Here is a 19,743-nt window from a genome sequence, read left to right as displayed (position 1 = left end):
CCGATTTTCGCCACACCGGCCGCGGGGTTCTCCCGCGGCCGTCCCCAAGCTAGGGGATATCCCTCTGTCAAGAATGGCAAAGCCGGCGCATCGTGGTGTCACGAGCCGCCGTGGGCGGCGATACGATAGCCACGATCCCGCGGGGTCGATAAGCTTCAGCAACAAGGAGACGGGGATGTCTCAAATGGAATGGACGCCCGGCGATACGCTGCCGGACCGTCACGGCTATTACGAAACGCGGTTCGACACCGGATACACCGCGATCACGCTGTACAGCGTGCTGGGCTGGATGCCGGCCAAGGCCAGCGGCACCATGATCAGCTGGCGCGCGCTGCCGCCGGAGGCCGAGCGGCAGGAGGCCGAAAGGCACATCGAGGCGTTGCGGGCCGCGCAATGCCACGTGCCGATGGACTACTAGGGCCGGCCGCGCGCCGCGGCTGAAGTATGCTTACGCGCTTGTTCCGCTTATTTCCGGCTGGCCCCGATGACTGATTTTCCCTTTGACGCCGTGCTGTTCGACTGCGACGGCGTCCTGGTCGATTCCGAACCCATTACCTGCCGCGTGCTGACCCAGATGCTCAACGAGCTGGGCTGGGACATCGCGCACGACGAAACCATGCGCATCTTCACCGGCAAGGCCGTGAAGGACGAACTGCCGCTGATCCAGGCGCGCACCGGCGCCGCGCTCGGCCCGGAATGGTTCGCCGAATTCCGCCAGCGGCGCAACGACGCGCTGGACCTGGAATTGCTGGAAATCCCCGGCGCGCCGGACGCCGTGCGCGCCCTGCACGGGGCGCTGGGCGGACGCATCGCGGTCGCCTCGGGCGCCGACCGCCGCAAGGTGGAGCTGCAGCTGGCCAAGGTGGGCATCGCCGACTGCTTCGACGGACGCGTGTTCAGCGGCCACGAAATGCCGCGCAGCAAGCCGCATCCGGACGTGTACCTGGCCGCCGCCGAGGCGCTCGGCGTGGACCCGCGGCGCTGCGCGGTCGTGGAAGACACGGTGACCGGCGCGACCGCCGGGGTGGCCGCCGGCGCCACGGTGTTCGGCTACAGCCCGAGCGCCAACGGCCATAGCGGCGCCGAGGCGCTGCGCGGCGTGGGCGTGGCGCAGGTGTTCACCGACATGGCGCAGCTGCCGGCGCTGCTGGCCGACTGGGGCCGGCGCGCGGCCTGAGCGCTCAGCGCGCCTGGTTGGCGTACTGCCCGCCGCCGTCCAGGTCGATCACCGTGCCGCTTAGGTAGCCGGCGCGGGGCGAGGCCCCGAAGACGATCATGTCGGCCACTTCCGCGGGCTCCATCAGACGGCCGAAGGGCAGGTCCGTCAGCGTTTCCTGCCAGCGGCTTTCATCGCCCCAGCGGGCCTGCGCGCGCTGCTGCGCCAGCGTCAGCACGCGGTCGGTGCGGGTGCGCGAGGGATTCACGCCGAAGACCCGCACGCCGTGGCGCGGCGCCTCGCCGCCCAGCGCACGGGTGAAGGCGATCAGCGAGGCATTGGCCGCCGCGCCGCAGATGTAGTCGGCGCGCGGCGCCGAGCCGGCCATGCCGATGATGTTGGCGATGACGCCCGCGCCGGCCGCGCGCATGCGCGGATAGTAGTGGCGCGCCAGGTCGATGTAGCCGTGCACTTTCAGGTCCCAGCCGGCGCGCCAGCGCTCGTCCTGCACCTGTTCCAGCGCGCCGCCCGGCACCGCGCCGGCGTTGTTCACCAGGATGTCGACGTCTCCGGCCATCTCGGTCAGGCGCTGCGCCGCGCCCGTCTGCGCCAGGTCCAGCGTGTGCGCCTGCACCGGCTTGCCGGTGTGCTCGCCGATGGCCTCGGAGGCGGCGCGCAGCGCGGCGTCGTCGCGCGCCACCAGTATGGGTTGCGCGCCTTCGCGCGCGAACGCGATGGCGCAGGCCAGCCCGATGCCCTTGGAAGCGCCCGTGATGAGCACGCGTTTACCGCCCAGCTGCAGATCCATGTAGTCCTCCGCCTGATACGCGCCCGCGTCATTGCGGGACACCTGTCGGTTGTAAACCAGTTGGGCCGGGCATGCCAGCGCGCGCGCCGCCTGCTATGCTGCCTGCATCGAGGCCCACGAGGAGGCGGCGATGTCTGAAGTCTGGCTGGAAATCTGGTCCGCGGCGCGCAGCGAATTCTCCGACATCCCGGATGTGACCGAGGCCACGCGCATCGTGCTGCGGCTGGGCATGGCGGTGCTGCTGGGCGGCCTGCTGGGCTACGAGCGCGAGCGCAGCGGCAAGGCGGCGGGCCTGCGCACCCACATGCTGGTGGCGCTGGGCGCCGCCATTTTCGTGCTGGTGCCGCTGCAGGGCGGCATGGCGGTGGGCGACCTCAGCCGCGTGCTGCAAGGCGTGATCGCCGGCATCGGCTTTCTGGGCGCGGGCGCCATCATCAAGCTCGGCTCGGAGCGCGAAATCCACGGCCTGACCACGTCGGCCGGCATCTGGATGACGGCCGCCATCGGCGTGGCCGCGGGCATGGGGCGCGAGGCCACCGCCGTGCTCAGCACGCTGCTGGCCCTGTTCGTGCTGGCGGTGCTGCGCCGGGTCGAAGCGCGCATCTCGTCCAGGCACGAGAAGCGCGTGATCTCCTCGGGCTCCGGATAGGCGCGCCTCAGTTGCCGCCGGACACTTCGATGAACGAGCCGCTGGTGTAGCCGGCTTCCTCGGAGAACAGCCACATCACCGCGCCGGCGACTTCCTCCACCGTGCCGCCGCGGCGCAGCGGGATCACGCTCTTGAGCCGGTCGACCCGGGCCGGCTCGCCGCCGCTGGCGTGCATGTCGGTGTAGATGGTGCCGGGGCGCACGCCGTTGACGCGTATGCCCTCGGGCGCGACTTCCTTGGACAGGCCTATCGTCATGGTGTCCAGCGCGCCCTTGGACGCGGCGTAGTCCACGTATTCGTTGGGCGAGCCCAGGCGCGCGGCGGCCGAGGACACGTTGACGATGGCGCCGCCCGGGCCGCCGTGGCGCGTGGACATGCGGCGCACGGCCTCGCGCGCGCACAGGAAGGCGCCGATCACGTTGGTGGCCAGCACGCGCTGCAGGCGCTCGGCGCTCATGGCCTCCACGCGCATCTGCTGCTCCAGGATGCCGGCGTTGTTCACCAGCGCGTCGATGCGGCCGAGTTCGTCGTCCAGCGCCTGGAACATGCGCAGCACCTGCGCCTCCTGCGAGACGTCGGCCTGCAGCGCGACGGCGCGTCCGCCCTCGGCGCGGATGGCGTCCACCACCGCCTGGGCCGCGCCGGCCTGGGCATGGTAGTTGACGCCCACCGCGTAGCCGCGGCGCGCGGCCAGTCTGGCGATGGCGGCGCCGATACCGCGGCTGCCGCCGGTGACGAGCATGACTTTGGACATGGCTTTCTCCTGGTCGTATCCGTTGCTGCGGCTATGCTAACCGCAAGTTCAGTCGGCCTCGCGCAGCAGCCGCACGCCGACCAGCGGGTAGCGGGTTTGCTGCGTATTCCAGTTGCGGAACGAGGCGCGCGTGTACAGCGCCCAGGTGTGCCACGAGCCGCCGCGCCGCACGCGCACGTTGCCGCTGTCCGGGCCTTGCGGATCGTCCGCCGGGGATAGCGCGTAGTAGTCCTCGCCATACCAGTCCGCCACCCATTCCCAGGCGTTGCCGTGCATGTCGTACAGGCCGAAGGCGTTGGGCGCGTAGCTGGCCGCCGGCGCGGTGAAGGCGTGGCCGTCGCCGCGGACCGAGGCGAACGCGGCCCATTGCGGCCAGCGCGGCGCGGCCTGCGCGTCGAAGCCGTTGCCGATTTCGGGCATGGCGGCGGGATCGTCGCCGTTCTGGTAGCGCGTGCGCGCGCCGGCGCGGCAGGCGTATTCCCATTCGGCCTCGGTGGGCAGGCGGTAGGTCCGGCCTTCCTGCTGGGTGAGCCAGCGGGCCAGCGCCACGGCGTCGTTCCAGCTGATGTTCACGACCGGATGGTCGTCGCCCTGCGCGAAGCCAGGATTGCGCCAGGAATAGCGGCGGTCGCGGCCTTCGAAGGCGTCGCCGCTTTCCGAGCGGGCGGGATCGTATTGCGGGTTGTAGCCGTAGCCGCCGGTGCCGTCGGCCTCGGATTCCGCCACGTAGCCCGAGGCCTCGATGAAGCGGCGGAACTGCCCCACCGTGACCTCGGTGCGCTGCAGGTAGAACGGGCGCGTGATGCGCACGGTGTGCACCGGCGCCTCGTCGGACAGCTGGGCGTAGCGGTCGGGCGGGTACTGCGGATAGGCGCGCGCCAGCGCCTCGGGCGTTTCGTCGCTGCCCATCTGGAAGCTGCCTGCCGGGATGCGCACGAACGTCATGCCCAGCGAGTTCTCGACCTGCGCCGCGGGCGGGGCGGCGGCCCAGGCGCAGGCGGGGATCAGGGTGCAAAGCAGGGCCAACAGGGATCGCATGGGCGTGGGGCTCGGCGGGGAGGTGCGCAATGGTAGAGCGGCCGCGGCGCGCCGGCCAGCCGCGGACAACCCTCATGCCGCGCCGGCGGGCTCAGCCCGCCTTGCGGATGGTGAAGTTGATGCGCAGGCTGCCCAGCCGCGGGTGCGGCAGGTCCTGCATGGGCATGACGCCGTGGTAGCGCAGCCGGTCGACGCCGCCCCAGACCACCACGTCGCCGTGGAACAGCGTGGTGCGCGAGGTTTTGTCGCCGCGCGCCAGGCCGCCGAACAGGAACACGGCCGGCATGCCCAGCGATACCGACACGATGGGCGCGCCGTAGTCGCGCTCGTTGCGGTCCTGGTGCAGCGACAGGCGCGAGCCGGGTTCGTAGCGGTTCACCAGGCAGGCGTCCGGCGCGAAACCGGGAAAACCGGCTTCGGCGGCCGCGTCGCGGGCCAGTTCGGCGAAGGCCGCGGGCATGTCGGGCCAGGGCCGGCCCGACAGCGGATCGCGGCGGGTGTAGCGGTAGCCGTGGGCGTCGCTGGTCCAGCCCAGGCTGCCGCAGTTGGTCAGCGCCACCGACATGGTGTAGCCGCCCGGCGTCTGCATCTGCCGGAACGGCGCCTCGCCCGTCACGGCGTCGACGCCGGCGAGCAGGGCCTCGGCCCGCGCCAGCGCATAGCCGCGCAGCACCACCGACTGCGGGCCCAGCACGACGCGGCCGCCCTGCGCGGGCGCGTCGTCGGCGAAGAGGTCCAGGTTCGGGGCCATGCGCGCGCCTACAGCAGCGGCTCCAGCGGCAGCAGCGACACGAACCACACCGACACGCGCTGCCACAGCGTGGTGCCCGGTTCGGTATCGTGCCGCACGGTCTGGCCGTCGCGCTGTTCCAGCCAGTACAGGCCGCCCCGGTCGTCCAGGCAGACCCGGTAGGCCACCTTGGCCATGTCGCGATCGAAGGATTCGGCGATGCGCCGCGCCAGCGTGGGGCTGTCGATGACGAAGCCCAGCTCGGTGTTCAGTTTGGCCGAGCGCGGGTCGAAGTTGAACGAGCCCACGAAGATACGGCGGCCGTCGACGGCGAAGGTCTTGGCGTGCAGGCTGGAGCCGGAACTGCCGAACGGCCCCACGCCCTTGCTGCGCTCCACGTCGCCGGCCATGCGCTTCATTTCGAACAGTTCCACGCCGCTGGCCAGCAGGTCCTTGCGGCGCTTGGCGTAGCCGGAATGCACCACCGCCACGTCGGTGGCTTCGAGCGCGTTGGTCAGCACCCTGACCTTGACGCCGCCCTGCGCCATCTGCGCGAACGCCTCCGTGCCGCTGGCCGTGGGCACGAAATAGGGCGACACCAGTTCCATGTCGGTGGCCGGCGCGCCGAGGATCTCGTGCAGCTGATGCGGCAGCATGGCTTCGGGGGGCGCGGTTCCCAGGGTCTTGCGGGGATCGTCGCTGACCATGCGCGTGTCGGCCCATTCCAGTTCCAGCCGGCCTTGCAGCAGATCCTGGATGAAGGGCAGCTCGCGCATGGCCTGGGCGTAGGCGGCGGCCTGGGGCGAGCGTTCGACGCTTGCGGCGGCCTGCGCCAGTTCCTCCAGCCTGCCGGGCTCCGGCCGCTTGAGCAGGCGGTCCACCGGATAGGCCGATTCGCTGGCCCAGTAGCGGTCGAAATCCGTGGAGACGTCGTTGACCGCCGCGCCGATGGCCAGCACGTCCAGGTCGGTGAACAGCACGTCGCTGGTCGCGCCGAAGTATTCGTCGCCGACGTTGCGCCCGCCGACGAGGGTGGCCTGGTTGTCGGCGGTGAAGGACTTGTTGTGCATGCGGCGGTTCAGGCGGCGGAATTCCGTCACGTAGCCCAGCGGCTTGGGCCAGCGCAGCACGAAGGGGTTGTACAGCCGCACCTCGATGTTGGGGTGGGCGTCCAGCGCGGCCAGCTCCTCGTCCAGCCGCGAGGTGCCGTTGTCGTCGAGCAGCAGCCGCACCCGCACGCCGCGGCCGGCGGCCTCGTGCAGGGCCTGCAGCAGCATGGTGCCCGTCATGTCCTTGTGCCAGATGTAGTACTGCACGTCCAGGCTGCGCTGGGCCGCGCGCGCCAGCATCATGCGCGCGGCGAAGGCGTCGTGCGCGTCGGCCAGCGGATGGATGCCGGACTTGCCGGGATGGGCGGCGGCCAGCGGCGCGATGCCGCGGCCCAGCGCGGTGTCTTGCGACGCCTCGGGCGTCAGGGCGCGGGATTCGCTGCGTTTGTCCAGGGAGGGCAGGCCGCAGCCGCTCAGAAAGCTCAGGCAGAGGGCGGTCATGATCAGAGGTTTGGCCAGGTGCATGCCCCGTATTGTGCCGAAATCGCGCGGCGGGCCCGCTCCGGTTCTTGACGGAATTCCTGATTTGAGAGAAATTCCCGAATATGGAAAATTCACCGATTGCCGACGCCGGGCTGGACCGGCGCATCGCCGCCCGGCTCAAGACGCTGCGCCAGGAGCGCGGCTGGTCGCTGGACGAACTCGCTGGCCGCGCCGGCGTCAGCCGCGCCACGCTGTCGCGGCTGGAGAACGCCGAGGTCAGCGCCACCGCCAGCGTGCTGGGCAAGCTGTGCGCGGCCTACGGCCTGACCATGTCGCGGCTGATGCTGATGGTCGAGGACGATTTCGCGCCGCTGGTGCCGCAGCAGGCGCAGGCCGTGTGGACGGACGAGAGAGCCGGTTTTCGCCGGCGCTCGGTGTCGCCGCCCGCGCAGCAGCTGGCCGGCGAAGTGCTGGCCTGCGAGCTGCAGGCCGGCGCGCGCATCGCCTACGAGCGCTCGCCGCGCCCGGGCCTGGAGCACCATCTGCTGATGCTGGAGGGCCGGCTGGACCTGACCGTGGACGGCCAGGCTTACCGCCTGGCTCCCGGCGACTGCCTGCGCTACCAGCTGTTCGGCGCCAGCGAATTCTCCACCCCGCCGGACGCCGGCGCCCGCTATCTGCTTTTCATTGTCTGAGGCCGCCATGCCCGAATCGACATATGACTTGACGCTGCTGCCGGCCGACGCCGCCGAGACCCTGCTGGCCGATCTGGCCGAGCTGCTACGCGCCTGCGTGCAGGACGGCGCCAGCGTCGGCTTCGTGCTGCCCTACGCGCCGGCCGATGCGCAGGCTTATTGGCGCGCCAAGGTGCTGCCGGGCGTCGCCGCCGGCACGCTGGCGCTGTGGGTGGCGCGCCTGGACGGGCGGGTCGCCGGATCGGTGCAGCTCGATTGCGACATGCCGCCCAACCAGCCCCACCGCGCCGAACTGCGCAAGCTGCTGGTGCATCCGGATTTCCGCCGCCGCGGCCTGGCGCGCGCGCTGCTGCGCGAGGCCGAGGCCATGGCGGCGCGGCGCGGCCGCAGCCTGATCACGCTGGATACGCGCACCGGCGACAAGGCGGAGCCGCTGTACGCTTCCGCGGGCTACCGGACGGCGGGCAGGATTCCGGGATTCAGCCGCGATCCGCGCGACCCGTCCAGGCTGGACGCCACCACGGTCATGTACAAGCAGCTGTGACGCTCAGGCCAGGGGCTTGATGCCCACGCTGTAGGGCGGCGCGTTGCCGCGCGCGGCGGCCTTGATCTTCAGCATCGAGCCGCCGGGCGTGAATTCGAATTCCTGGTAGGGCACTTCGAACCATTGGTGGAAGCTGGTGCGCGAGAACTCGGGCACCCAGACCTTGGGCCGCTTGGGATCGCAGTGGAACTCCACCAGCGTGCGGTCTATGCCCAGCGGCCGCGTATTGCCGATGCGGTAGCTGGCCTTCAGCTCGGCGCGCTCGGTCGCGCCCGGACGCCATTGCAGGCCGATGGATTCCATGAAATGTTCGATCGCCTCGATGCCGCGATACATGGCGTTGCTCCAAAATCTGGTTTCAGTCCGAATTATCCGCCATTCCGCGCGCTTGCCCTGCGCCAATCGCCGCCATTGAACAAACCAAATGGACGCGTCGCGCCGTGGCGCGCACCATGACACCTCGAAACCCTGGACAAGGAGCTGTCATGTCTAATCTGATCCTGGCGCTGGTGAGCGCGGAACTGACTCTTTTCGGCGTCGCCGCGCCCGTCGTCGACGAACCCGCCGCCGCGCCCGAGGCGCAGGGGCCGGGCACGGCGCCCAGCTTCGATCGCGAGCATTACCGCAGCGCGCTGGGCTGATGGAACCTGCGCCGCAACGGCGCAGGAATAGGCAGATTTCAAGCAAGAACGAGCCTGTACGCCCCGGCTCGCGATTTTTACCATCCCTGTACGGAATCGGGACTCCCGGTCCGTCAGCCCCGCGGCATGTGGCCGGCGGGGCCCGCAAACGCAGGGGGTTGCATGAATACCGAGAAAATCTGGTTGGTGACGGGCGCGTCGAAGGGGCTGGGCCTGAGCCTGGTCCGGCTGTTGCTGGAGCAGGGACACAAAGTGGCGGCGACCTCGCGCGACGGCGACGCGTTGCTGGACGCGGTGGGCGCAAAGCTGGAAGGCCGCTTTCTGCCGCTGACGGTGGACCTGGCCGACGAGCGCGGCGTGCGGCGGGCGGTGCAAGCCACGGCGGTCGCCTTCGGCGGCCTGGACGTCGTCGTCAATAACGCCGGCTGCGGCCTGCAGGGCGCGCTGGACGGCCTGTCGGACCGGGAGCTGCGCGGCAGTTTCGACGTCAACGTGTTCGGCATGCTGAACGTGCTCAGGGCGGCCCTGCCGCGCCTGCGCGCGCGGCGCGGCGGACATGTGTTCAATATTTCGTCGATCCTGGGCTTCGACGGCGGCCATCCGGACTGGGGCGCCTACAGCGCGGCCAAGTTCGCGGTCAGCGGCCTGACCGAGGCGCTGGCGGCGCAGGCCGCGCCCGACGGCTTGCGCGTGACGCTGGTGTATCCGGGCGCGATGCGCGCGGCCGATGCGCCCCATGGGCAGGGCAGCGATCCGGCCAAGATGGCGCAGGTGCTGATCGACGCGGCCCAGGCGCAGTACGCGCCGCTGCATCTGTTCCTGGGGCGCGACGCCTTCGACCAGGCGCGCGCCAAGATCCACGCGGTGCAGCAGGAACTGGCGCGCTGGCGCGAGATGTCGGTGTCCATCGGCCTGGCCGACGAAAGGCGGATCGCCGCCTGAAACGGGATGGGACAGGACGCTAGCCCGCCAGCCCGCGCGCGGCCTGGTACGCGCCCAGCAGCGCCAGGCTGATCATGAAGACCAGCTTGAAGGCGCGCGCCGAGAGCCGGGCGCGCAGCCACTGGCCCAACGCCATGCCGGCCAGCGCGGGCGCGAGCATCAGCACCGACGCGCCGGCCGCCTCGGGCGTGTAGCCGCCGTTGAGCGCCAGCCCCGCGGCCAGCGCCACGGTCGAGACCGTGAACGAAATCCCCATGGCCTGGATCAGGCCGTCCTTGCCCAGGTTCAGCGCCTGCAGGTAGGGCACGGCCGGAATCACGAACACGCCGGTGGCCGCGGTGATCACGCCGGTGACGGCGCCGACCGCCGCGCCCAGCCAGCCCTGGCGCCGCGCCGGCACGCTGGGCGGCGATCCGAACAGGCCCCAGGCGGCATAGGCCACCAGCGCCAGCCCCAGGCAGACGCCGGCCCAGCGGCCGGAAGGCGCGCCCAGCCAAAGCGCCGCGCCTATCGTGCCGACGCAGATGCCCGCCTGCATGCCGGCGACGCGGCGCAGCACGGCCGGCAGCGACGGCCACGGCCGGGCCTGCCACAGGTTGGTGATGAGCGAAGGCACGATGAGCAGGGCGGCGGCCTGGGCCGGCGCCATCAGCAGCGCCAGCAGCGCCATGGAAATCGTGGGCAGTCCCAGTCCCACCACGCCCTTGACCACGCCGGCCAGGATGAAGATGGACAGGGTGGCGGCGAACAGGGCGGGCGTGGCGCCGGGCAGCAGATCGTAGGTCGTCATGAGGCTATGCCCGTGCCTGAGGCGATGGGCGTCGGGCGGGGCCATTCGAGTGGCAGGGACTTCATTGTCCGTCGGAGATCGCCGGGCCGGAATCGGGATCTCGCGTAGCAAGCCTATGGGTTGGCCTGAGGCTGGCGTGCTACGCTTTTTGCATGCGATTCGACCTGACCGACCTGCGGCTTTTCCTCAACGTACAGGAGACCGGCTCCATCACGGCCGGCGCGCGGCGCACGCACATGACGCTGGCCTCGGCCAGCGAGCGCATCCGCGGCATGGAGGACACGCTGGGCGTGCCCCTACTGCTGCGCGGCCCGCGCGGCGTCGAGCCGACGCCGGCCGGGCGCACGCTGGCGCACCATGCGCGGGTGGTGCTGGCGCAGATGGACCGCATGCGCGGCGAACTCGACCACTACGGCCAGGGCCTCAAGGGCCACGTCCGGATGCTGTGCAACACCAGCGCGATGAGCGAGTACCTGCCGCCGGTGCTGGGCGCTTTCCTCAAAGACCATCCGCGCGTGTCGGTCGACCTGGAAGAGCGCCTGAGCCACGAGATCGCCGACGCGCTGCGCGCCGGCGCCTGCGATATCGGCGTGCTGGCGGACTCGGCCGACCTGCATGGCCTGCGCACGGTCACCTTCCGCCACGATCCGCTGGCCCTCATCGTGCCTGCCGGCCATCCGCTGGCCGCGCGCGCCTCGCTCACGCTGGCGGAGGTGGCGGATCAGGAGTTCGTGGGCCTGGTGGAAGGCAGCGCGCTGCAGGAGCATATCGCGCATCACGCGCGGCGCGGCGGCAAGGCCTTGTCCTACCGCGTGCGGCTGCGCAGCTTCGACGCCGTGTGCCGGATGGTGGGGCAGGGCGTGGGCATAGGCATCGTCCCGCGCGTGGCGGCGGCGCGCTACGGGCGCGCGGCCGGCGTGCGGCGCGTGGCGCTGGCCGACGGCTGGGCCGCGCGCGATCTGGTGCTGTGCACGCGCGACGCGCTGCCGGCCTATGCCGCCGAGCTGGTGGAATACGCGCTGCGCGACGCGCCTGGCGCGCGGGCCGGCTGAATGCCGCCCGGCTGGACGCGGACGCCAGCCGGCGTTAGCGTTAAGGCCTTGCCGGCCTCCGCGGCCGGCTTCCGCTCCCCGGTTTTCTTTCGCGCCCGCCATGCCCGACGATCCGTCCCCCGCCGCCGTCCCGTTCCATGCGCCCGATCCGCAGCTCTGCAACGGCGCCGCGCTGCGCAAGGCGACGCGGCGCGTATCGCAGCTGTACGACTCGGTGCTGGCGCCCTGCGGGCTGAAGGTGTCGCAGCATTCGATCCTGCTGCACATCGCGCGGGCGGGCACGCCCTCGCTGACCGATCTGGCGCGGGCCATGGTGCTGGACCGCTCCGCGCTGGCCCACAACCTCAAGCCGCTGGAGCGCGACGGCTACGTGCAGACCTCGCGCGATCCGCTGGACGGCCGCAGCCGCCGCGTGGCGCTGACCGAGTCCGGGCGCGCCAAGCTGGCGCAGGCCCGGCGCCTGTGGCGCGAGGCGCAGCGCCGCTTCGAGGCCGCCTATGGCGCCGAGCGCGCGGCCGCCCTGCGGCGCGCGCTGGCAGAGATCTTCTCCGAGGAGTTCGCGCTGGCCTTCAGCCGCGGCTAGGGCCTGTGCGTGGCTCCAGTCAGGGTGAACCGGCCCTGGTCCGCCTTGCTCCGATGCCCAGCATCGCGACGGCGCCCAGCACGCAGGCCATGCCGGCCAGTTGCTGCCCGGCCAGCGTCTCGCCCAGCAGGCCGGCGGCCAGCGCCACCGCGGCCACCGGGGCCAGCGCCGTGAAGAGCGCGGCCTCGGCGCCCTTCACGCGGGCCGCTCCCGCATACCAGAGCAGAAAGCCGCCCACCGTGGGCACCAGGGCGTAATAGGCTGTGGCCGCCAGCGCCGGGCCGGACAGGGACAGGGTCCACGGCGCCTCGGCCAGGCTGGCCAGCGCCGAGAAGGCAAGGCCGCAGGCCGCCATGATGGTCGACAGCGCCAATGGCGCCACCGGCACGCGCAGCCGCTTGTTGAGCAGGATGAACAGGCCTTCGCACAGCACCGCGCCCAGGATCAGCGCGTTGCCCGCGAGCGAGGAGCCGCCGCCGTCATCGGCGGCGTGGCGCGTCATCAGCCACACGCCGAAAGCGGCGGCGGCGATGGCCGCCAGCGTGGCCTTGCCCGGGCGCTCGCCCAGCAGCACGACGGCGATGGCGGCCGACACCAGCGGCAGCGTGCCCAGGATGATGCCGCCGTCCACGGCCGAGGTCCGTTGCAGCCCGGCGATCAGCAGCGCGGTGTAGCCCACGCTGCCGGCGATGGCCTGCGCCGCCAGCAGCAGCCAGTCGCGGCGGTCCAGCCGCGGCAGCCGCGCGCCGGACAGCGCCATCAGCAGGGCGAAACAGGGCAGGGCCAGGGCGAACCGCAGCGCGGTGGCGGTAAAGGGCGGCAGGCCCGTGGCGATGATCTTGCTGGCCACCACGGTGCTGCCCACCAGCGCCATGGCGGCCGCCAGGCAGCAATAGCCTTGCATCCGGCTGTTCATGTCTCGATACGCCTGCAATCGGGAAAACCGCAGCGTAGGCGCGGCGGCCGCGCGAGGTCTTGAACGAAATTGCAGCCCGGCCCGCGCTCAGCCGGCGGCCCGGGCGTAGCGCGCCGGCGAGACGCCGTAGGCGCGCACGAACAGCCGGGTCATGTGGCTCTGGTCGGCGAAACCGCCGGCCGCCGCGGCCTCGGCCAGCGCCGTGCCCTGGCGGATCAGGCTGCGCGCCAGCAGCAGCCGGCGCTGCATCTGGTAGGCATGCGGCGTCAGGCCGGTGGCCTGGGAGAAGGCCCGCAGCACCTGATAGCGGCTCAGGCCGCTGGCCGCGGCCAGGTCGGCCAGCGACAGCGCGGCGGCCGGATCGTCGTCGATCAGGCTGCGCGCGTGGCGGATCGCGTCGGGCGCGCCGCGCGGCCGGTCGCGGACGCGCGCCGGCGCCGCGCCCGCCCGCGCCAGGATGCGCAGCAGCAGCACGTCGCAAGCCAGCGGCGCGGCGCCGGCCGTCGCCTGCGCGTACAGCGCCAGCACGTCGCGGGCCAGTTCGGGGCGGTCCTGCGCGGGGTGTTCGAATTCGTAGCCGCGCAGGGCGGCGGGCAGTCCGGCGGCGGCTTCGGCCACCACCTGCGGGTCCAGGTACAGCATCTGCCAGGCGCGCAGGCCGTCGCCTAGCGGCGCGCCGTCGTGCACTTCGCCCGGATTGACGGTGATGACGTGGCCCGGGCCGGCCTCGACCTGGCCGCGGCCGCTATGGGAAACCTGGGCGCCCAGGCGCATGACGCCGATGCCGTACTGCTCGTGCGTATGGCGCGCGAACCGGTGCCGGCTGTGCGCGGCCACGGCCTGCACGCCGGCGAGCGCGCTGCGCTGCATGAGGAACTGGCCTGGGTTCATGGGAGCGGTCGGCCTCCGTAGTCGGACCGCAGGCAGTATCGCCCGCCCGGGCCGGCGCGATCAAGCTATTGCAGGCCGTTCCAGCGGGCCACGGCGGGTTCGGCCGCGGCCCATTTCCATTGGCCGCCGGGCTGGCGGCAGATCAGGCTGGTGTAGGCGGGCGCCGGCGCCTGGTCCTGCTCGACCGTGAACAGCACTTCGCGGCAGCGCGTCAGCGGGGTGTCGATGTCGCGCACCACCTGGATGGCGCCGCGCTCATTGCCCACCGGCAGCGCATGGCGGATCTGCCACTGCCGCACGTGCCCGATGGCGAGTTCGCCGGCGGCGTTGGCCATGACGTTCTGCTGGTCGTTCTTCCATTCGCGCAGCACGTATTTCACGCTGGCGTCGACCGCGGCCTGCACGGTCACGCCGATGGCGTAGCCCGCCACCGGGTTGGCGGTGGCCGCGCCGCTGACCGTGCCGACCACGGCGCCGGCCGCGCCGCCGATGGACGAGCTCTGGCAGCCGGCCAGTCCCAGGCTGGCGGCCGCCAGCAGGCTTGCGGCGCGCATCACTGCAGCGAGCCCCAGCGCGCGGTGGCCGGCTCGGCGCTGGCCCAGCGCCAGCGCGCGCCGTCGCGGCACACGGTGGTGACGTAGAACTCGCGCGCGGGCGGTGCGCCGCGCTGTTCGGCCGGGGTGTCGATGGAGAACACCACTTCCTTGCATTCCAGATCCACGCCGCCGATCAGCCGGCTGACGGTGACCTGGCCCTGCGCGTCGCTTTCGATGGGAAGCTGGTGCCTGACCTGCCAGCTGGCCACCTTGCCCACGGCCAGCGGGCCGGCGGCGGCGGCGATCGCGTCCTGCTCCTCGCCGCGGGTCTTGCGCTGCGCATAGGCCAGGGCGGCCTGCGCGCCGGCCTGCACGCCCAGGCCGATGCCGGTGGCCACCGTGGGGTTGTCCGTGACCTTGTTGGCGATGGCGGTGCCGGCGATGCCGGCGGCCGCGCCGGTGCCCTCGCTCAGCAGCGAACTGCAGCCCGACAGCGCCATGAGCCCGGCGAGGACGAGCGCGCCGCGGACCGCGGCGCCGGGCGAAAAAATGTACGACAAACTACCTGCCCTCCTGCGTGATGCCTGGCGCGGCAAGTATAGGAGCGCGCGCCCGCGCGCCGGTAGCGGATTTGCATTTGTTGGCAATTTTGCGGGCGTATCTACGGGACAGCACACTAGACGCGCGCGCCCTTGGTGTAGACCTCGCGCAACGCGGCGGCGAACAGCGCGTCGACGTTGCGGCGCAGGCCGTCGGAGCGCGTGAAGAGCGAGATCGGCGGCAGGGTCCAGTCGAACGAATACGGCACGATGGCCGCGCCGGCGATGCGCACCAGTTCGTCGGCAATGTCGGCCGGCAGGATGGTGACCGCGCGGTCGCTGGCGACCACCATTTCCCCGATCAGCTTGGAGGAATCGCTCTGCACCGAGGGCGGCGGGGGCGCGAGCCCGGCGCGCAGGAAGATGTCGGCCACCTGTTCGCGGATCGGGCTGCCGGGCGTGCCGAGTATCCAGTCCAGGTCGGCCAGCCGGTTCCATTCCAGCCGCGACCGGGCGAGCCGCGCGGCCAGCCGGCGGCTGGCGATCAGGCGCGGCTGCTGGCGGTAAAGCACCTCGAAGGCGATGTTGGTCATGTCCACCGACGGGGTGGCCCAGCCCACCACCAGGTCCAGGCTGTGGTCGCGCAGCTGGCGCAGCAGGGCCGGACCCTGGCCTTCGTGGATGGTGGCGGTGATGTGGCGGCCCTGCGGGAGGGTGCGGCCGATGGCCGCCGACAGCATCTGGCCCGACACGAAGGGGATGACGCCGATATGCAGATGGGCCGCGTGGCCGGCGGCCACCGCCTCCATTTCCTGGACCAGATGGCCCAGGTCGTGGACCAGGGCGCGGGCCCGGGCCAGCACTACGGCGCCCAGGGCGGTGGGCGTCATGCCGCGCACGGAGCGGTCGAACAGCGGCACGCCGAACATGTTTTCCAGCTCGGCCAGGGCGTTGGTGACCGCCGGCTGGCTGGTGGCCATGTGCTCGGCCACCCGGGTCAGCGAGCCGTGCTGCTCGATCTGCAACAGCAGCATCAGGTGGCGCATCTTCAGCCGCGAGGTCAGTTTCCGGACCACCAGGTCCGGATCGAAGGCGGTCATAGGGAATGCATAAGGTAAACGTAATGGGACGATATTAAATCCGAATGATCTACTTATGTCTTGGAGCCTAGAATTTTTCTATCTCAACCAGGAGGCACAGCTCCATGAATGACCAGTCGGACCGCCAGGCGGCATTGGACTATCACGAATATCCCACCCCGGGGAAAGTCTCGGTCGTGGCTTCCAAGCCGCTGGTCAACCAGCGCGACCTGGCGCTGGCCTATTCGCCCGGCGTGGCGGCGGCCTGCGAGGAAATCGTGGCCGACCCGGCCAACGTGTTCCGCTACACCGGCCGCGGCAACCTGGTGGGCGTGATCACCAACGGCACCGCCGTGCTGGGGCTGGGCAATATCGGCGCGCTGGCGTCCAAGCCGGTGATGGAAGGCAAGGCGGTGCTGTTCAAGAAGTTCGCCGGCCTGGACGTGTTCGACATCGAGATCAACGAGACCGACCCGGACAAGCTGGTCGAGATCATCGCCGGCCTGGAAGCCACTTTCGGCGGCATCAACCTCGAAGACATCAAGGCCCCGGAATGCTTCATCGTCGAGCGCAAGCTGCGCGACCGCATGAAGATCCCGGTTTTCCATGACGACCAGCACGGCACCGCCATTACCGTGTCGGCGGCCTTCATCAACGGCCTGAAGGTGGTGGGCAAGGACATCAAGCAGGTCAAGGTGGTGACCTCGGGCGCCGGCGCGGCCGCGCTGGCCTGCCTGGACCTGATGGTGGACCTGGGTCTGCCGCTGGAGAACGTCTGGGTCACCGACATCGAAGGCGTGGTCTACGAAGGCCGTACGGCGCTGATGGACCCGGACAAGGCGCGCTTCGCGCAAAAGACCGACGCGCGCAAGCTGGCCGAGGTGATCCAGGGCGCCGACGTGTTCCTGGGCCTGTCGGCCGGCGGCGTGCTCAAGCCGGAGATGGTGGCGGCGATGGGTCCGCGTCCGCTGATCCTGGCGCTGGCCAACCCGACGCCGGAGATCCTGCCGGAAGTGGCGCACGGCGTGCGCGACGACGTGGTGATGGCCACGGGCCGTTCGGACTACCCGAACCAGGTCAACAACGTGCTGTGCTTTCCGTACATTTTCCGCGGCGCGCTGGACGTGGGCGCCACGACCATCACGCGCGAGATGGAAAAGGCGGCGGTGTACGCCATCGCCGAGCTGGCCGAGGAAGAGCAGAACGAAGTGGTGGCGGCCGCCTACGGCACCTATGACATTTCGTTCGGCCCGGACTACCTGATTCCCAAGCCGTTCGATCCGCGCCTGATCGTGCGCATCGCGCCGGCGGTGGCCAAGGCGGCGATGGAAGACGGCGTGGCCACGCGCCCGCTGGCCGACCTGGAGGCCTACGAGGCGCAGCTGCAGCAGTTCGTGTACCACTCGGGCGCGTTCATGAAGCCGCTGTTCGCGGCGGCCAAAAACATCGTGCGCGAGGGCGGCAAGGCTCGCATCGTGTTCACCGAAGGCGAGGACGAGCGCGTGCTGCGCGCGGTGCAGGTGGTGGTCGACGAAGGCCTGGCCCGCCCCATCCTGGTGGGCCGCCCGTCGGTGCTGCTGGCCCGCATCGAGAAATTCGGCCTGCGCCTGCGCCTGGGCGAGGACGTGGAAGTCACCAACCCGGAATACGACGAGCGCTTCCATCAGTACTGGACCACGTACTGGGAGCTGATGTGCCGCCGCGGCATCACCAAGGAAATGGCGCGGGTCGAGATGCGCCGCCGCCTGACGCTGATCGGCGCGATGATGGTGCGCCTGGGCGACGCCGACGGCATGGTCTGCGGCACGGTCGGCGCCTACCACGACCACCTGCGTTTCGTGGACGAGGTGATCGGCCGGCGTCCGGGCCACAATGTGTACGCGGCCATGAACATCCTGCTACTCAACGAGCGCACGGTGGTGCTGGTCGACACCCACGTCAACGACGAGCCCACGGCCGAACAGATCGCCGAGTTCACGGTGATGGCGGCGCAGGAAATGGCGCGCATGAACCTGGCGCCCAAGGTGGCGCTGCTGTCGCGCTCGAACTTCGGCACCGGCAGCTCGGCCTCGGGCGCGAAGATGCGCCGCGCGCTGGAGCTGGTGCGGGAGATCGATCCGGAACTGGAGATCGACGGCGAGATGCACGGCGACTGCGCGCTGGACGAGGCGCTGCGCATGCGCATCCTGCCTTCGTCCTCGCTCAAGGGCGAGGCCAACCTGCTGGTGTGCCCGAACGTGGACGCCGGCAACATCGCCTACAACCTGCTCAAGACCACCGCGGGCAGCAACGTGGCGGTGGGTCCGTTCCTGCTGGGCGCGAACGCGCCGGTGCACATCCTGACCTCCAGCTCGACCGTGCGCCGCATCATCAACATGGCGGCGATGACGGTGCTGGACGCCAACCGGATCGAGCCCCAGGCCTGATCGCCCGCGTAGCCTGCAAAAAAAGCGCGCTGCCCCATCGCAGGATGGGCGCAGCGCGCTTTTTTCTGGCGAGCCGGCGCGCTTAGTGGCTGCTGGCCTTCCAGGTGCCGTCGGGCTGCTTGCAGAACCAGAACTGCCATTTTTCCGTGGTGGCGGCGCGGGCGAAATCGCCCACCAGGAAGCGACAGGTCTGGTCGTTCTTGACCGTCGTGGTCTGCGTGGGCGTGAGCTGCACCGTGATCGGCGGCGCTTTCTTGGACTGGTGCGTGCTGGTCCATTCGGTGCGCTGGCCGTCGGCCGAATTGTTCAGCGCCTGCCCGACGGCCTCGTGGAACGAGCTGCGGTCGGCCTTGGGGATCTGGGTGATGATGGCATTGTTCAGCATGACCGGCGGCGCAGCGGTCGCCGTGGCCGAGACGCCGCATGCCACGAGCAAAGAGGCAAGAACGCGGGTGGTTTTCAAGATGTGGCTCCCTGATTCGTAAAGTCGTTATGTGATGCCGGATCTCGGGGCGATAGTACCGCAGCGCGCCTCGATGAACGCAAAAAAGGCCGCCCGAACTGCCGGCGGCCAAGGTACAACAAGGGGAAGGGTGGATTCGTGCGGGCTTTATTCGCCGTAGACGCCGGCGAACGGCATGTCGTTGGGTTCGACGCCGCTGACCAGGCCGGCAGCCTTGGCGGCGGCCAGTTCGGCGCGCACTTCGGCGCGGGTCTTGCCCGATTGGGGGGCGCCGTAGACGCCGGCGAAGGGCATGTCGTTGGGTTCGACGTCGCTGACCTGGCCGGCGGCCTTGGCGGCAGCCAGTTCGGCTTGCACCTGGGCGCGGGTCGGGCCTTCGTACGGGGTGCCGTAGACGCCCTGGAACGGGACGTTGTTGGGTTCGATGTTGGGCGAGGCGGCATAGGCGCCGGCGCTCAGCGCGGCCAGGGACATCACCAGGGCGGTAGCAAGGGTCTTCGTGGTCTTCATGATAAATCTCCGATTTCAAGAGCTTGGGAGCGAATTCGGCGGCCTATCCGTCGTGCTTCGTTGCTGTTTCCCGATGGCTCAATATTGCGCGGAATCGGAGTAGGGATAAACCCTGGTATCGGTAAAAGATAATTCCATAGATGGAAAGAACGGCCTATTTTAAGGCTATAGTTTCCATTAATGGGATCGATTGGCGGGCGTCTCAGTAGTGCGGCGGCAGCTCGTCGCGCAGGCTGCGAAAGGGCGCGGCGCCCTCGGGCGCCTGCTGGCGCAGCTCGGCGACTTCGCGCATCAGGCGGTCTATCTGCTGTTGCTGGCGGACGATGATCTGGTTGAGCTGGTCCAGCAGGTCGTCGGCGAAGCTGGCCTTGACTTCCAGCTCCATCAGGCGGCGTTCGATGTCTTGCATGTTATCCATGGGCGCCATTAGAACCGATTCCCGGAATCGAGGAGGCGGATTTGGCAGGAT

General features: G+C 70.3%; 25 protein-coding genes. 10 read left to right on the top strand and 15 right to left on the bottom strand.

The window, feature by feature from the left end:
- Positions 1-175: 175 nt before the first annotated feature.
- Both A6B37_RS10830 and A6B37_RS10825 read left to right on the top strand, forming a co-directional pair.
- Positions 176-418 (top strand): hypothetical protein, encoded by a 243-nt coding sequence (locus A6B37_RS10830; protein WP_102773821.1) that lies wholly within the window; start codon positions 176-178, stop codon positions 416-418.
- Positions 419-484: 66 nt separating this feature from the next.
- Positions 485-1,177, top strand: coding sequence for an HAD family phosphatase (locus A6B37_RS10825; protein ID WP_102773820.1), 693 nt, complete (start codon positions 485-487; stop codon positions 1,175-1,177).
- A gap of 4 nt (positions 1,178-1,181) precedes the next feature.
- Here A6B37_RS10825 and A6B37_RS10820 read toward each other — a convergent pair whose 3' ends face one another.
- Positions 1,182-1,964: an SDR family oxidoreductase gene (locus A6B37_RS10820; RefSeq protein ID WP_111826313.1), complete on the bottom strand. Its 783-nt coding sequence runs from the start codon at positions 1,962-1,964 to the stop codon at positions 1,182-1,184.
- A 130-nt stretch (positions 1,965-2,094) separates the two neighbouring features.
- Here A6B37_RS10820 and A6B37_RS10815 point away from each other — a divergent pair, with 130 nt between their 5' ends.
- Entirely contained in the window at positions 2,095-2,613 is a 519-nt protein-coding gene (locus tag A6B37_RS10815) for an MgtC/SapB family protein (RefSeq protein WP_102773818.1), read from the top strand.
- 7 nt (positions 2,614-2,620) lie between these two features.
- On the opposite strand, the gene A6B37_RS10810 is transcribed toward A6B37_RS10815, so the two are convergent.
- From A6B37_RS10810 to A6B37_RS10795, 4 genes are all read right to left on the bottom strand, one after another.
- Positions 2,621-3,367, bottom strand: coding sequence for an SDR family oxidoreductase (locus tag A6B37_RS10810; RefSeq protein ID WP_111825735.1), 747 nt, complete (start codon positions 3,365-3,367; stop codon positions 2,621-2,623).
- Positions 3,368-3,415: 48 nt separating this feature from the next.
- Positions 3,416-4,405: a formylglycine-generating enzyme family protein gene (locus A6B37_RS10805; RefSeq protein ID WP_111825734.1), complete on the bottom strand. Its 990-nt coding sequence runs from the start codon at positions 4,403-4,405 to the stop codon at positions 3,416-3,418.
- A gap of 91 nt (positions 4,406-4,496) precedes the next feature.
- A complete protein-coding gene (gene alkB / locus A6B37_RS10800) occupies positions 4,497-5,156 on the bottom strand; it encodes a DNA oxidative demethylase AlkB (RefSeq protein ID WP_111825733.1) in 660 nt (219 codons plus the stop codon).
- 8 nt (positions 5,157-5,164) lie between these two features.
- Positions 5,165-6,709, bottom strand: a complete 1,545-nt coding sequence (locus A6B37_RS10795; RefSeq protein ID WP_111825732.1) for a phospholipase D family protein — start codon at positions 6,707-6,709, stop codon at positions 5,165-5,167.
- An 80-nt stretch (positions 6,710-6,789) separates the two neighbouring features.
- Between A6B37_RS10795 and A6B37_RS10790 the strand changes: the two genes are divergently transcribed.
- Both A6B37_RS10790 and A6B37_RS10785 read left to right on the top strand, forming a co-directional pair.
- Positions 6,790-7,362 (top strand): XRE family transcriptional regulator, encoded by a 573-nt coding sequence (locus tag A6B37_RS10790; protein WP_111825731.1) that lies wholly within the window; start codon positions 6,790-6,792, stop codon positions 7,360-7,362.
- Between the two features lie 7 nt (positions 7,363-7,369).
- Positions 7,370-7,906 (top strand): GNAT family N-acetyltransferase, encoded by a 537-nt coding sequence (locus A6B37_RS10785; RefSeq protein ID WP_102773812.1) that lies wholly within the window; start codon positions 7,370-7,372, stop codon positions 7,904-7,906.
- Between the two features lie 3 nt (positions 7,907-7,909).
- Here the strand turns inward: A6B37_RS10785 and A6B37_RS10780 are convergent, their stop codons facing one another.
- Positions 7,910-8,242, bottom strand: coding sequence for a hypothetical protein (locus A6B37_RS10780; RefSeq protein WP_102773811.1), 333 nt, complete (start codon positions 8,240-8,242; stop codon positions 7,910-7,912).
- 149 nt (positions 8,243-8,391) lie between these two features.
- On the opposite strand from A6B37_RS10780, the gene A6B37_RS26065 reads away from it, so the two are divergent.
- Positions 8,392-8,547, top strand: coding sequence for a hypothetical protein (locus tag A6B37_RS26065; protein ID WP_168202170.1), 156 nt, complete (start codon positions 8,392-8,394; stop codon positions 8,545-8,547).
- Between the two features lie 162 nt (positions 8,548-8,709).
- Complete coding sequence (locus A6B37_RS10775; RefSeq protein ID WP_111825730.1) at positions 8,710-9,489, top strand: SDR family NAD(P)-dependent oxidoreductase; 780 nt, start codon at positions 8,710-8,712, stop codon at positions 9,487-9,489.
- A 19-nt stretch (positions 9,490-9,508) separates the two neighbouring features.
- Here A6B37_RS10775 and A6B37_RS10770 read toward each other — a convergent pair whose 3' ends face one another.
- Entirely contained in the window at positions 9,509-10,279 is a 771-nt protein-coding gene (locus A6B37_RS10770) for a sulfite exporter TauE/SafE family protein (protein WP_111825729.1), read from the bottom strand.
- Between the two features lie 152 nt (positions 10,280-10,431).
- On the opposite strand from A6B37_RS10770, the gene A6B37_RS10765 reads away from it, so the two are divergent.
- Both A6B37_RS10765 and A6B37_RS10760 read left to right on the top strand, forming a co-directional pair.
- Complete coding sequence (locus A6B37_RS10765) at positions 10,432-11,331, top strand: LysR substrate-binding domain-containing protein (protein ID WP_111825728.1); 900 nt, start codon at positions 10,432-10,434, stop codon at positions 11,329-11,331.
- Positions 11,332-11,431: 100 nt separating this feature from the next.
- Positions 11,432-11,914 (top strand): MarR family winged helix-turn-helix transcriptional regulator, encoded by a 483-nt coding sequence (locus tag A6B37_RS10760; protein WP_102773807.1) that lies wholly within the window; start codon positions 11,432-11,434, stop codon positions 11,912-11,914.
- A 19-nt stretch (positions 11,915-11,933) separates the two neighbouring features.
- On the opposite strand, the gene A6B37_RS10755 is transcribed toward A6B37_RS10760, so the two are convergent.
- The 5 genes from A6B37_RS10755 to A6B37_RS10735 form a co-directional block, all read right to left on the bottom strand.
- Positions 11,934-12,830: a DMT family transporter gene (locus tag A6B37_RS10755; protein ID WP_111825727.1), complete on the bottom strand. Its 897-nt coding sequence runs from the start codon at positions 12,828-12,830 to the stop codon at positions 11,934-11,936.
- 87 nt (positions 12,831-12,917) lie between these two features.
- Entirely contained in the window at positions 12,918-13,721 is an 804-nt protein-coding gene (locus tag A6B37_RS10750; protein WP_111825726.1) for an AraC family transcriptional regulator, read from the bottom strand.
- Between the two features lie 65 nt (positions 13,722-13,786).
- On the bottom strand, positions 13,787-14,275 hold the full coding sequence (locus tag A6B37_RS10745; protein WP_102776401.1) for a hypothetical protein: 489 nt from the start codon (positions 14,273-14,275) through the stop codon (positions 13,787-13,789).
- Positions 14,275-14,757 carry a hypothetical protein gene (locus A6B37_RS10740; protein ID WP_111826312.1) on the bottom strand — a complete coding sequence of 161 codons (483 nt, stop codon included), beginning with the start codon at positions 14,755-14,757 and terminating at the stop codon, positions 14,275-14,277. Before A6B37_RS10740 ends, A6B37_RS10745 begins: the two co-directional genes overlap by 1 nt.
- Positions 14,758-14,933: 176 nt before the next feature.
- Positions 14,934-15,896, bottom strand: a complete 963-nt coding sequence (locus tag A6B37_RS10735) for a LysR substrate-binding domain-containing protein (RefSeq protein ID WP_102776399.1) — start codon at positions 15,894-15,896, stop codon at positions 14,934-14,936.
- Positions 15,897-16,000: 104 nt separating this feature from the next.
- On the opposite strand from A6B37_RS10735, the gene A6B37_RS10730 reads away from it, so the two are divergent.
- Complete coding sequence (locus A6B37_RS10730) at positions 16,001-18,301, top strand: NADP-dependent malic enzyme (RefSeq protein WP_111825725.1); 2,301 nt, start codon at positions 16,001-16,003, stop codon at positions 18,299-18,301.
- An 82-nt stretch (positions 18,302-18,383) separates the two neighbouring features.
- Here the strand turns inward: A6B37_RS10730 and A6B37_RS10725 are convergent, their stop codons facing one another.
- The 3 genes from A6B37_RS10725 to A6B37_RS10715 form a co-directional block, all read right to left on the bottom strand.
- Complete coding sequence (locus A6B37_RS10725) at positions 18,384-18,686, bottom strand: hypothetical protein (RefSeq protein ID WP_246842444.1); 303 nt, start codon at positions 18,684-18,686, stop codon at positions 18,384-18,386.
- A 225-nt stretch (positions 18,687-18,911) separates the two neighbouring features.
- Positions 18,912-19,274 (bottom strand): DUF4148 domain-containing protein, encoded by a 363-nt coding sequence (locus tag A6B37_RS10720; RefSeq protein WP_102773803.1) that lies wholly within the window; start codon positions 19,272-19,274, stop codon positions 18,912-18,914.
- A 202-nt stretch (positions 19,275-19,476) separates the two neighbouring features.
- Entirely contained in the window at positions 19,477-19,692 is a 216-nt protein-coding gene (locus A6B37_RS10715; protein ID WP_111826311.1) for a SlyX family protein, read from the bottom strand.
- Positions 19,693-19,743: the final 51 nt, after the last annotated feature.

It is taken from the genome of Achromobacter sp. HZ01 (genome assembly GCF_003267925.1).
In the GTDB taxonomy this organism is placed as follows: domain Bacteria; phylum Pseudomonadota; class Gammaproteobacteria; order Burkholderiales; family Burkholderiaceae_B; genus Achromobacter; species Achromobacter pulmonis_A.
This window is presented reverse-complemented; position numbering and strand designations above follow the sequence as displayed.

Coding starts and splice junctions, on each gene's coding strand:
- A6B37_RS10830 (WP_102773821.1), top strand. CDS start 176: ATGTCTCAAATGGAATGGACGCCCGGCGATACGCTGCCGGACCGTCAC.
- A6B37_RS10825 (WP_102773820.1), top strand. CDS start 485: ATGACTGATTTTCCCTTTGACGCCGTGCTGTTCGACTGCGACGGCGTC.
- A6B37_RS10820 (WP_111826313.1), bottom strand. CDS start 1,964: ATGGATCTGCAGCTGGGCGGTAAACGCGTGCTCATCACGGGCGCTTCC.
- A6B37_RS10815 (WP_102773818.1), top strand. CDS start 2,095: ATGTCTGAAGTCTGGCTGGAAATCTGGTCCGCGGCGCGCAGCGAATTC.
- A6B37_RS10810 (WP_111825735.1), bottom strand. CDS start 3,367: ATGTCCAAAGTCATGCTCGTCACCGGCGGCAGCCGCGGTATCGGCGCC.
- A6B37_RS10805 (WP_111825734.1), bottom strand. CDS start 4,405: ATGCGATCCCTGTTGGCCCTGCTTTGCACCCTGATCCCCGCCTGCGCC.
- alkB (WP_111825733.1), bottom strand. CDS start 5,156: ATGGCCCCGAACCTGGACCTCTTCGCCGACGACGCGCCCGCGCAGGGC.
- A6B37_RS10795 (WP_111825732.1), bottom strand. CDS start 6,709: ATGCACCTGGCCAAACCTCTGATCATGACCGCCCTCTGCCTGAGCTTT.
- A6B37_RS10790 (WP_111825731.1), top strand. CDS start 6,790: ATGGAAAATTCACCGATTGCCGACGCCGGGCTGGACCGGCGCATCGCC.
- A6B37_RS10785 (WP_102773812.1), top strand. CDS start 7,370: ATGCCCGAATCGACATATGACTTGACGCTGCTGCCGGCCGACGCCGCC.
- A6B37_RS10780 (WP_102773811.1), bottom strand. CDS start 8,242: ATGTATCGCGGCATCGAGGCGATCGAACATTTCATGGAATCCATCGGC.
- A6B37_RS26065 (WP_168202170.1), top strand. CDS start 8,392: ATGTCTAATCTGATCCTGGCGCTGGTGAGCGCGGAACTGACTCTTTTC.
- A6B37_RS10775 (WP_111825730.1), top strand. CDS start 8,710: ATGAATACCGAGAAAATCTGGTTGGTGACGGGCGCGTCGAAGGGGCTG.
- A6B37_RS10770 (WP_111825729.1), bottom strand. CDS start 10,279: ATGACGACCTACGATCTGCTGCCCGGCGCCACGCCCGCCCTGTTCGCC.
- A6B37_RS10765 (WP_111825728.1), top strand. CDS start 10,432: ATGCGATTCGACCTGACCGACCTGCGGCTTTTCCTCAACGTACAGGAG.
- A6B37_RS10760 (WP_102773807.1), top strand. CDS start 11,432: ATGCCCGACGATCCGTCCCCCGCCGCCGTCCCGTTCCATGCGCCCGAT.
- A6B37_RS10755 (WP_111825727.1), bottom strand. CDS start 12,830: ATGAACAGCCGGATGCAAGGCTATTGCTGCCTGGCGGCCGCCATGGCG.
- A6B37_RS10750 (WP_111825726.1), bottom strand. CDS start 13,721: ATGAACCCAGGCCAGTTCCTCATGCAGCGCAGCGCGCTCGCCGGCGTG.
- A6B37_RS10745 (WP_102776401.1), bottom strand. CDS start 14,275: ATGCGCGCCGCAAGCCTGCTGGCGGCCGCCAGCCTGGGACTGGCCGGC.
- A6B37_RS10740 (WP_111826312.1), bottom strand. CDS start 14,757: ATGGCGCTGTCGGGCTGCAGTTCGCTGCTGAGCGAGGGCACCGGCGCG.
- A6B37_RS10735 (WP_102776399.1), bottom strand. CDS start 15,896: ATGACCGCCTTCGATCCGGACCTGGTGGTCCGGAAACTGACCTCGCGG.
- A6B37_RS10730 (WP_111825725.1), top strand. CDS start 16,001: ATGAATGACCAGTCGGACCGCCAGGCGGCATTGGACTATCACGAATAT.
- A6B37_RS10725 (WP_246842444.1), bottom strand. CDS start 18,686: ATGCTGAACAATGCCATCATCACCCAGATCCCCAAGGCCGACCGCAGC.
- A6B37_RS10720 (WP_102773803.1), bottom strand. CDS start 19,274: ATGAAGACCACGAAGACCCTTGCTACCGCCCTGGTGATGTCCCTGGCC.
- A6B37_RS10715 (WP_111826311.1), bottom strand. CDS start 19,692: ATGGATAACATGCAAGACATCGAACGCCGCCTGATGGAGCTGGAAGTC.